The 9,038-nt window shown below is 64.1% G+C and carries 10 protein-coding genes; 6 read left to right on the top strand and 4 right to left on the bottom strand.

All coding sequences use genetic code 11. From position 1 onward, the window contains the following. Positions 1–141 precede the first annotated feature (141 nt). From PMI38_RS20235 to PMI38_RS20225, 3 genes are all read left to right on the top strand, one after another. Positions 142–414, top strand: coding sequence for a DUF3077 domain-containing protein (locus tag PMI38_RS20235; RefSeq protein WP_008097918.1), 273 nt, complete (start codon positions 142–144; stop codon positions 412–414). A 177-nt stretch (positions 415–591) separates the two neighbouring features. Further along, positions 592–858 (top strand): PepSY domain-containing protein, encoded by a 267-nt coding sequence (locus PMI38_RS20230; protein ID WP_008097916.1) that lies wholly within the window; start codon positions 592–594, stop codon positions 856–858. Further along, positions 858–1,403 carry a cytochrome b/b6 domain-containing protein gene (locus PMI38_RS20225; RefSeq protein WP_008097914.1) on the top strand — a complete coding sequence of 182 codons (546 nt, stop codon included), beginning with the start codon at positions 858–860 and terminating at the stop codon, positions 1,401–1,403. The genes PMI38_RS20230 and PMI38_RS20225 overlap by 1 nt, the downstream gene beginning before the upstream one ends. A 120-nt stretch (positions 1,404–1,523) precedes the next feature. Here the strand turns inward: PMI38_RS20225 and PMI38_RS20220 are convergent, their stop codons facing one another. From PMI38_RS20220 to PMI38_RS20205, 4 genes are read right to left on the bottom strand one after another with little or no spacing between them, the layout of a single operon-like run. Beyond that, the gene (locus tag PMI38_RS20220; RefSeq protein ID WP_008097912.1) at positions 1,524–2,630 is read right to left on the bottom strand and encodes an agmatine deiminase family protein; all 1,107 of its coding nucleotides are present in this window, start codon (positions 2,628–2,630) and stop codon (positions 1,524–1,526) included. A gap of 7 nt (positions 2,631–2,637) precedes the next feature. Further along, the gene (locus PMI38_RS20215) at positions 2,638–3,723 is read right to left on the bottom strand and encodes an extracellular solute-binding protein (protein WP_008097911.1); all 1,086 of its coding nucleotides are present in this window, start codon (positions 3,721–3,723) and stop codon (positions 2,638–2,640) included. A gap of 2 nt (positions 3,724–3,725) precedes the next feature. Then, positions 3,726–4,622: an N-carbamoylputrescine amidase gene (gene aguB / locus PMI38_RS20210; RefSeq protein ID WP_008097909.1), complete on the bottom strand. Its 897-nt coding sequence runs from the start codon at positions 4,620–4,622 to the stop codon at positions 3,726–3,728. Next, complete coding sequence (locus tag PMI38_RS20205; RefSeq protein ID WP_008097907.1) at positions 4,619–5,659, bottom strand: agmatine deiminase family protein; 1,041 nt, start codon at positions 5,657–5,659, stop codon at positions 4,619–4,621. The genes aguB and PMI38_RS20205 overlap by 4 nt, the downstream gene beginning before the upstream one ends. 135 nt (positions 5,660–5,794) lie before the next feature. Between PMI38_RS20205 and PMI38_RS20200 the strand changes: the two genes are divergently transcribed. The 3 genes from PMI38_RS20200 to PMI38_RS20190 all read left to right on the top strand — a co-directional run bounded on the left by PMI38_RS20200 (position 5,795) and on the right by PMI38_RS20190 (position 9,028). Further along, a complete protein-coding gene (locus PMI38_RS20200) occupies positions 5,795–6,649 on the top strand; it encodes a LysR substrate-binding domain-containing protein (protein WP_008097905.1) in 855 nt (284 codons plus the stop codon). A gap of 134 nt (positions 6,650–6,783) precedes the next feature. Next, positions 6,784–7,983: an enoyl-ACP reductase FabV gene (gene fabV / locus PMI38_RS20195; protein WP_008097903.1), complete on the top strand. Its 1,200-nt coding sequence runs from the start codon at positions 6,784–6,786 to the stop codon at positions 7,981–7,983. 139 nt (positions 7,984–8,122) lie between these two features. Next, positions 8,123–9,028, top strand: coding sequence for an alpha/beta hydrolase family protein (locus PMI38_RS20190; RefSeq protein ID WP_008097901.1), 906 nt, complete (start codon positions 8,123–8,125; stop codon positions 9,026–9,028). Positions 9,029–9,038: the final 10 nt, after the last annotated feature.

The raw sequence follows: 9,038 nt of genomic DNA, 5'->3' as shown, positions 1-9,038 counted from the left end.
TCGACGAACACTGCCGCGCCCGCGCTGGCGAACACGGCCTGAGCATGCTGGGCAATGCCATGCATGCCAGCGAGATCGCGTTTGCGTTGGTGGAGCATGTACACGCTCGACTTTATGGCCAGCAGGCTCAGAGGTGATGACATGGCGGATGACCCCAAAGTCCTCACCACCGCCGGCGTGGAGACGTTCCTCGATGTCGGCAACCCGCCTGTAGATCTGCTGCGGGTACAGCCGGGCATTCCGATCGAGGATGCCTATGAGCAGGTTTCGATACTGCTGGGCTACATCAAGCACCTGGTGCGCGAGGGCGACATGGAGGATGACCATAAGTTGCTCGGTGCAGCGGACTACCTGAGTGCTTTGGCCAAGGCGTTGATGAACGATATCGAGATGGCCAAGAACCGAATGTATTGATCGCGGTGGGCCTATCGCGGATGAATCCGCTCCTACAGGTTCGGTGCGGTCCCTGTAGGAGCGGATTTATCCGCGATAGGGCCAATTCTGACGCTGGAGAAGGCACAGGCAGCGCGCCCCGACTAAGCTGGAAGCGTTCAACCCAGCCTTTCAACTCCCAGATTGGAGCCTATCGTCATGCGTATCCTGATTGCCGCCACCCTGCTACTGGGCAGCAGTGCCGCCTTCGCCGCCACAGAATGCACCACCGCCGACAAGAGTACCTGGCAAGACCCGGATAAATTCCAGGCCCAGCTCAAGGAGCAGGGCTACAAGATCAACAAGTTCAAGGTCACCAAAGGCAACTGCTACGAGATCTACGGTTTTAACAAGGATGGCAAGAAGGTCGAGATCTACCATGACCCGGTCACGGGCAAGGCGGTCAAGACCGAGATCGAAGACTGATGCCAGACGCCACGGTAAAGCTGTGGGATCCGCTGCTGCGCCTGTGCCACCTGTCGATCGCCACCGTGTTCTTTGCCGATTATTTTTTCAACGAAGAGGGCGACGACTGGCATCAGTGGCTCGGTTACTACGCCCTGGGCTGTGTGGTCATACGTCTGGTGTGGGGCTTCGTCGGGCCGCAAAGTGCGCGCTGGGCTGATTTCTGGCCAACGCCTGCGCGCCTTGCGGCCCATGCCCGGGCGTTGTTCAAGGGCCAGCCCTATCACCGGTTGGGGCATTCGCCAATTGGCGCACTGGTGATGCTGTTGATGTTGACTGGCATCACCGGCCTGGGGCTGACGGGGTGGGCATCGCAGGAAATCGATGCGCTATGGGGCGCAGATTGGCCCATGGATGTGCATAGCTTTCTGGCCGATGCCGTGCTGGCGCTGGTCTGCGTGCATGTGCTGGCGGCTATCGTCGAGAGCGTGCGTTTGCGCGAGAACCTGCCGCTGTCGATGCTGACCGGGCGTAGGCGGCGTATTTCTGATGAGCAGGTTCGGTAGAAACCCTGTGGGAGCGGGCTTGTCCCGCGAACACGGGCGAAGCCCGTGCCAGGCTGCTCCGGTGCCTGGGCCATCCTCTTCGCGGGACGAGCCCGCTCCCACAAGACCCTCGAAAGCCCGCTAGGTCGGGCACTGGTGGGTGACGCAGTGAATGCCGCCACCACCTGCCGCGATCGCATCGATGTCCAGTTGCACCACCTCGCGCTCCGGGTACAGCGCTGCCAGCAAGGCCCGCGCCTTTTCATCGGCCTGGGCATCGCCGAACTGCGGGGCGATGATGGCGCCATTGATCACGAAGTAGTTGATATAGCCCGCCGCGAAGTCCGGGTTGCCCTTGCTGAACCTGTTTTTCCGCCCCCGCATCGGCGGTGACACGACATGCACCTGCAGGCGCCGGCCTTCGGCGTCGGTCGCTTTCTTGAGAATCTCCAGGTGCTTGCGGGTCACGTCGTAGTCATACGACTCGGGATCCTTGTCCAGGTTGGCAATGACCACGCCGGGTCGCACGAAGCGGGCATAGAAATCCACATGCCCGTCGGTGATGTCCTCGCCGGCGATGCCCGGAAGCCAGATGATCTTGCTCAGGCCCAGGCGCGCCTTGAGCTCGGCTTCGACATCGGCCTTGCTCCAGCCCGGATTGCGGTTGGCGTTGATCCAGCTGCTTGCGGTCATGATGCCGGTGCCATGGCCGTCCACTTCGATGGCGCCCCCTTCGCCAACCAACTCGCTGCGCTGATACTGCGCACTTGCCAGCGTGGCGACTCGCTTGGCCAGCCGGGCATCGTTGCGATGGCGTTGCTTGTTGCCCCAACCGTTGAAATTGAAGTCCACCGCGCCCAGGCCGTTGCCGTCATCGACGACGAAGTTGGCGCCGATGTCGCGCATCCAGATGTCATCCAGCTCGCAGGTCTCGAACTGGGTGTTGTGGCTCCCGCAATGTTGCAGGGCCAGCTCGCGTTCGCTGGCACGGCAGAACACAGTCACCGGCTGGTAGCGGGCAATCGCCTGGGCAATGCGGCCCAGGGCCGCTTGCACGTCGGCGGTGAAATCCTCCCAGATGGCGTCCTGGGCGCCGAAGGCAATGAACGCGCGTTGCTGCGGCTCGCCCTCGTCGGGCATGAACCAGCGGCCGGGTTGCTCGGCGCGGGCCAGGCCCAGGGGCAAGCCCAGGCTGGCCCCAAGGCCCGCGGCCAGTGACAGTTGCAGGAAGGTTCTACGGCTTGGCATGGGTCAGTCAGTCCTGTGCAGTCTTGAAGCGGGTCCACACACGCATGCGCGCGCGCATGTCGGCCTGGGGAATGTCGCGGCCCGGAATCAGCCGGGCATAGGTGGCTTCGTCGAGGTAGATATCGGGGTTGTCGCGCAAGCGCGGTTCAACCGCCTCGCGGGCTTTGGCGCTGGCCGTCGGGTAGCCGGTGAAGTTGCTGATCGCGGCCATGTTCTGCGGGCGCATGACGAAGTTGATGAAACGATAGGCGTATTCCGGGTGCCTGGCATCGGCGGGAATCGCCATGGTGTCCATCCACACCGTGGTGCCCTGGCGCGGTACGCGGTACTGGAAATCGAGCTGCTTGCCGGCGGCCTCGGCGGTGCGCTGGGCCTGGATCACATCGCCGCTGTAGCCCAGCGACAGGCACAGGTTCTCGTTGACCAGCTCGGTGACCGGTTGCGACTGGAACTTGCGGATGTACGGGCGCACCGCCTTGAGCAGTTCGCTGGCCGCGGCCAGGTCTTCGCGCTTGGCGCTGCGCGGTTCCCGGCCCAGGTAGTTGAGGACCACGGCCAGGACTTCGTCGGGCGAGTCGATGATCGAGATCCCGCAGTCGGCGAACTTGGCGGCAAGCTCGGGTTTGAACAGCAGGTCGAGGTTGTCCAGCGGGGCATCGGCCATGCGCTGGCGAATCATGCCGGCGTTGCTCGTCAGGCCGATGGTGCCCCAGGTATAGGGCACGGTGGCCTGGCTGGCCTTGGGGTACTGGTCATGCAGCTTGCGCAGGCCAGGCTCGATGTCGTCGAGCGCCTCCAGGCGGCTGCGGTCCAGCGGCTGCAGGCTGCCGGCGCGCATCAGCCGTTCGGCCACGGTATCGCCGGGGAAGACCAGATCGTAGCCACTACGGCCCGACATCAGCTTGGCTTCGAGCACCTCGCTGCCGTCCATGACGTCATAGATCACCTGGATGCCGGTTTCAGCGGTGAACTGCTTGAGCGTGTCTTCGGCGAAATAGTCGGCCCAGTTGTACAGGCGCAGGGTCGGCTGCTCGGCCAGGGCGTGGCTGGCGCAGAGGGTCAGGGCGAGCGCCGCCAGGTGTGGCAGTTTCATGTTCAGGCCCTCGCAAGGTGGGAGTGGTGGCCGTCCAGGGTCAACAGCGGCGCGTACATTTCCGGGCGCCGGTCGCGGTAGATGCCCCAGCTCAGGCGGTCTTCGCGCATGCGCGCCAGGTCCAGGTCATGCAGCCAGATACCCGTGCTGCTGCGGTCGGCTTCGGCCAGCAGGGCACCCTTGTGGTCGCAGATGAACGACGAGCCATAAAAGCGCATGGACAGGGTCTGATCGCTGCCCGCGACTTCTTCGCCCACGCGATTGGCGGCCACCACCGGCAGCAGGTTGGCGGCGGCATGGCCGCGCATGGCGACCTGCCAATGGTCGCGCGAGTCCAGTTCGGCAGCACCCGGTTCCGAGCCGATGGCAGTGGGGAACAACAGCACTTCAGCGCCTAGCAGTGCCAGGCAGCGGGCGGTTTCGGGGAACCACTGGTCCCAGCAGATGCCGATGCCCAGACGCCCGAAGGCGGTGTCCCAGACCTTGAAACCGGTGTCGCCGGGGCTGAAGTATTCCTTCTCCTGATAGCCGATGGCGTTGGGGATGTGGGTCTTGCGGTAGATGCCAAGCAGGCGGCCATCGGCGTCGGCGACGGTCAGCGAATTGAAGAAGGCATTGCCGGCCCGTTCATACCAGCTCAGCGGCAGGACCACGCCGAGCTCGCCGGCCAGGGCAGCGAAACGCTGCAGGATCGGGCTGTCGGCATAGGGTTCGGCCAGGGCCTGGTGGCGGTGGTCCTGTTCGATGCAGAAGTAGGGGGTGGCGAACAGCTCCTGCAGCAGGATCACCTGGGCGCCCTGGGCGGCGGCCTGACGCACCAGCTGCTCGGCACGGTCGAGGTTGTCCGGCAGGTTCCAGCTGCACGGCATCTGGGTCGTGGCGATGCGCAGCAGGCTCATGGCTGCACCTCGGGTTGTTGCTGGGTGATGCAGTGGATGCCGCCACCACCGTGGGCGATGTGGTCGATGCGCACCGGCACGATTTCCCGGCCGGGGAAGGCATGGGCCAGCTGTGTGGCAGCGTCGGCGTCGGCGGCGATGCCGTAGGCGGGCATGATGACCGCGCCGTTGGCGAGGTAGAAGTTGGTGTAGGAGGCGCAGAACACCTCGGCCTCGGGGTCGACAGCGGCGCTGGCTTCGTAGAGATCGAGCAGTTCGAACCGGCGGCCCTGTGCGTCAGTGGCCAGTTCCAGGGCTCGGCGGTTCTCTCGCACGACCTCGGCATACACCGAGCCGTGATCATGGGTGGCATCGACCAGCAGCACGCCAGGGCGGGCGAAGGCGCACACGCCGTCCACGTGGCCATCGGTCATGTCACCGGTGACGTACTGCGGGTCGCCGGGCAGCCAGATGGTCTTGCGGATGCCCAGGTAACGGGCGAAGCAGCGTTCGAACTCGGCCTTGCTGATGCCGGGGTTGCGGTTGGGGTTGAGCAGCACCGACTCGGTGGTGATCAGGGTGCCTTCGCCGTCCACATGAATGGCGCCGCCTTCGTTGCACAAGGCCGTGCTGAAGCCGTCGAGGCCCAGGTGGTCGAGGATGCGCCGGCCCAGGCTGCGGTCTTGGCCATGCGCGGACTTGTCGCCCCAGGCATTGAAACGCCAGCTCAGGCCGGCAAGGCCATGTTGCGGGTGGCAGATGAAGCTGGGGCCGCTGTCCCGGCACCAGCTGTCGTCGACGGCCAGCTCGACCAGCTCGATGTTGGCACCGCACAAGGCACGCGCAGTGGCCGTCGCCGAGGGATCGACGACCATTTTCACCGGCTCGAAGCGGGCAATGGCGGCGGCCACCCGTGCAAAGTCGCGTTGTACATCGGCCAGGCGCACCTGCCAGCCGCTTTCCCACAGTGCCTGGTTGTGCGGCCAGATCATCCAGGTGGCAGCGTGGCGGGCCCATTCGGCAGGCATGCGCCAGCCGCTGTCGAGGGACAGGTCCATAGTGAACTCCGATCTATTAAGGATTTTTATCAACGAAGCCCGCCGTCGCGGGTGTTGGTGACCATGCTATGGCTATGAAGCGGCAGCGACAAACGATAGATTTAGCGCAATTCTGATTAGCAGGGCTTATCGATCATGCTGAAACACTGGCCACCCCTCAATGCCCTCCGGGGGTTCGAAGCCGCGGCGCGGCTCGGCAGTTTCCACAAGGCCGCCGAGGCGCTGAACCTGACCCAGTCGGCCATCAGCCAACAGATTCGCAGCCTGGAAACCTACCTGGAGCAACCGCTGTTCCACCGCAGTGGCCGCAGCGTCAGCCTGACCGATGCCGGGCATGACCTGCTCAGCACCACTCAGTCGCTGTTGCAGCACCTGGCCGTAGGCATTCGCCGCCTCGATCAGTACCGCAAGCCCAACCAGCTGGTGGTCAACACCACGCCGGCGTTTGCCCGGCACTGGCTGCTGCCGCGGTTGGCCGATTTTCATCAGCGTTGCCCGGAGGTCGACCTGTGGCTGTTCACCAGTTTCGAGGTGCCGGACATGGCCACCGAAACCATCGACCTGGCCATCCGCGATGACCTCAGCGCCCAGGCCGAGTGCAGCTTCACGGTGCTGCACCAGGACCTGCTGTACCCGGCCTGCCACCCCTCGCTGGCGAATGCCCGCGCCCGTACCACCCTGCATGGCGAGCGCGAGATGGACTGGAGCCATTGGCAGCTGGAGGGTGGCGAGGCGGTCGGGCAGCAGGGCAAAGGGCTGAATTTCTCCGACCCTGGGCTGTTGCTGGATGCCGCGAGCGAAGGCTTGGGCATTGCCTTGGTCAGCCAGTTGCTGGCGCGGCGGGCGGTACACGAGGGGCGGCTGCAGGCGCTTTCGGCGCAGCGGGTACGGGGGCCGGCGTGGGCTTGCCTGGTGCATCGGGACAGCCAGGACGATCCGCTGGCCAGGCAGTTTCTCGCTTGGTTGAAAGACGCACTGGGGCAAGATTGATGCGGGCGGATTTGAATCCCCCCGATCAGCCCGTAATATGTGTCGGATAACCTTTGGGGGTAGTCTCACCCTCTGATCAATGGAAGCGCTGCCCGTTGGCGCTTCCCCAGCATAAACCTGACGAGGTACAGACATTGGCCATCATTCATCCTAAGGTTCGCGGTTTCATCTGCACCACGACTCACCCGAAGGGCTGCGAGCTCAACGTCCGTGACCAGATCGAAGCCACCCGCAAGCTGGGCGTGCGCGAGGATGGCCCGAAGAAGGTCCTGGTCATCGGCGCTTCCAGCGGCTACGGCCTGGCAGCACGCATCACCGCGGCCTTCGGCTTCAAGGCCGATACCCTGGGCGTGTTCTTCGAAAAGCCAGGTACCGAAACCAAGGCCGGTACCGCCGGCTGGTACAACGCTGCAGCCTTCGACAAGTTCGCCAAGGCCGAGGGCCTGTACAGCAAGTCGATCAACGGTGACGCATTCTCCGACGAAGCCCGCGCCAAGGTCATCGAGCTGATCAAGAACGAAATGGGCGGCCAGGTTGACCTGGTCATCTATTCGCTGGCCTCGCCAGTGCGCAAGCTGCCGCAGACCGGTGAAGTGATCCGCTCGGCGCTCAAGCCAATCGGCCAGCCGTACAAGTCGACCGCCATCGACACCAACAAGGACACCATCATCGAGGCCAGCATCGAGCCGGCCACCGAGCAGGAAATCCAGGACACCATCACCGTCATGGGTGGTCAGGACTGGGAACTGTGGATCGATGCCCTGAACGCTGCTGGCGTACTCGCGCCACAAGCGCGCACCGTGGCCTTCAGCTACATCGGCACCGAGATCACCTGGCCGATCTACTGGCACGGCGCCCTGGGCAAGGCCAAACAGGACCTGGACGAGACTGCCCAGCGCCTGGCCAAGAAGGTCGGTGGCAGTGCCAACGTGGCGGTGCTCAAGTCGGTCGTCACCCAGGCCAGCTCGGCTATTCCGGTGATGCCGCTGTACCTGTCGATGGTCTTCAAGATCATGCAGGAGAAGGGCGTTCACGAAGGTACCCAGGATCAACTGGACCGCATGTTCCGTGACCGTATGTACCGCGCTGACGGTGCCCCGGCGGAGCTGGACGAGAAAGGCCGCCTGCGCCTGGACGACTGGGAACTGCGTGACGACGTACAGGACGCCTGCAAGGCCATGTGGCCGCAAGTGACCACCGAGAACCTGTTCCAGCTGACCGACTACGCCGGTTACAAGAAGCAGTTCCTCAACCTGTTCGGCTTCGAGCGCGCTGACGTCAACTACGACGAAGACGTGGCGACCGATGTGAAGTTCGACTGCGTCGAGCTGTAAGCTGAATCCGGGCTGGCCTCTTCGCGGGACAAGCCCGCTCCCACAGGTTTCGTGTGGGAGCGGGCTTGTCCCGCGAAGAGGCCGGTACAGGCAACAGATTTTTTGCTAGCGTTGGCGCACAACAACAGGAAAGCGCGCCATGAGCAGCCTCACCCAACCGGCCACCCCTTTTCGCCAGACCACAGCCGACGGCTACAGCCTCGGTGGCTTCTGCTGGCGCCACGCCCCGGCCAATCCCCAGCGTCCGCTGGTGATCATCAATGCCGCCACCTCTGTACGCTGCCGCTACTACGCGCGCTTTGCCGACTACCTGTTCGCCCAGGGTTTCGATGTGCTGACCTACGATTACCGTGGCATCGGCGAATCGCGGCCGCCTTCCTTGCGCGGTTTCCAGGCTTCATGGAGCGATTGGGGCCAGCTGGATTTCGAAGCCATGCTGGCGTACGCCGCGCAGGCGTTCCCCGGCCAGCCGGTGGATGTCGTGGGCCACAGTTTCGGCGGTTGCGCAGTGGGCCTGGCGCCGTCTGCCGGCCAGGTGCGGCGGGTGCTGATGGTAGGCGCGCAGTTCGCCTACTGGCGCGATTATGCGGCCAACCAGCGCTGGCGGCTGTTGGGCAAATGGCATGTGGTGATGCCGCTGCTGACGCGGGCGTTCGGTTATTTTCCCGGCAAGCGCCTGGGCTGGATGGAAGATACCCCGGCGGGCGTGGTGCATGACTGGACTACCCGGACTGCGCGCTATGAACACAGGCCCAGTGGGCGCAGCCTGGAAGTGGCACCCTTTGCGTTGGTACGTGCGGCGACCCTGGCGATCAGCCTGACCGACGATCCGTTCGGCACCGTGGCGGCGACCGAGCGGTTACTGGGCTACTTGCAGGGGGAGCGCCAGCATTTGCGGATTGCGCCTGTGGATATCTCGGTCGAGGAAATTGGCCATTTCGCGTTTTTCCATGACCGGTTCCGCCGCAGCTTGTGGCCGATTGCGCTGGAGTGGTTGCAGCGGGGCAGGTTGTTGGCTGGCAGCCCGGGGAAGGTCATCAGCTGATGTTGCCTGC

Source organism: Pseudomonas sp. GM84 (assembly GCF_000282535.1).
Lineage (GTDB): Bacteria > Pseudomonadota > Gammaproteobacteria > Pseudomonadales > Pseudomonadaceae > Aquipseudomonas.
The sequence above is the reverse complement of the archived record's forward strand: the minus strand, read 5'-3'. Positions and strand labels throughout refer to the sequence as shown.

What these genes read in the sequence shown, in the direction of transcription:
- PMI38_RS20235 (WP_008097918.1), top strand. Translation starts at nt 142, where the DNA reads ATGGCGGATGACCCCAAAGTCCTCACCACCGCCGGCGTGGAGACGTTC.
- aguB (WP_008097909.1), bottom strand. Translation starts at nt 4,622, where the DNA reads ATGAGCCTGCTGCGCATCGCCACGACCCAGATGCCGTGCAGCTGGAAC.
- PMI38_RS20215 (WP_008097911.1), bottom strand. Translation starts at nt 3,723, where the DNA reads ATGAAACTGCCACACCTGGCGGCGCTCGCCCTGACCCTCTGCGCCAGC.
- PMI38_RS20190 (WP_008097901.1), top strand. Translation starts at nt 8,123, where the DNA reads ATGAGCAGCCTCACCCAACCGGCCACCCCTTTTCGCCAGACCACAGCC.
- PMI38_RS20225 (WP_008097914.1), top strand. Translation starts at nt 858, where the DNA reads ATGCCAGACGCCACGGTAAAGCTGTGGGATCCGCTGCTGCGCCTGTGC.
- PMI38_RS20200 (WP_008097905.1), top strand. Translation starts at nt 5,795, where the DNA reads ATGCTGAAACACTGGCCACCCCTCAATGCCCTCCGGGGGTTCGAAGCC.
- PMI38_RS20205 (WP_008097907.1), bottom strand. Translation starts at nt 5,659, where the DNA reads ATGGACCTGTCCCTCGACAGCGGCTGGCGCATGCCTGCCGAATGGGCC.
- PMI38_RS20220 (WP_008097912.1), bottom strand. Translation starts at nt 2,630, where the DNA reads ATGCCAAGCCGTAGAACCTTCCTGCAACTGTCACTGGCCGCGGGCCTT.
- PMI38_RS20230 (WP_008097916.1), top strand. Translation starts at nt 592, where the DNA reads ATGCGTATCCTGATTGCCGCCACCCTGCTACTGGGCAGCAGTGCCGCC.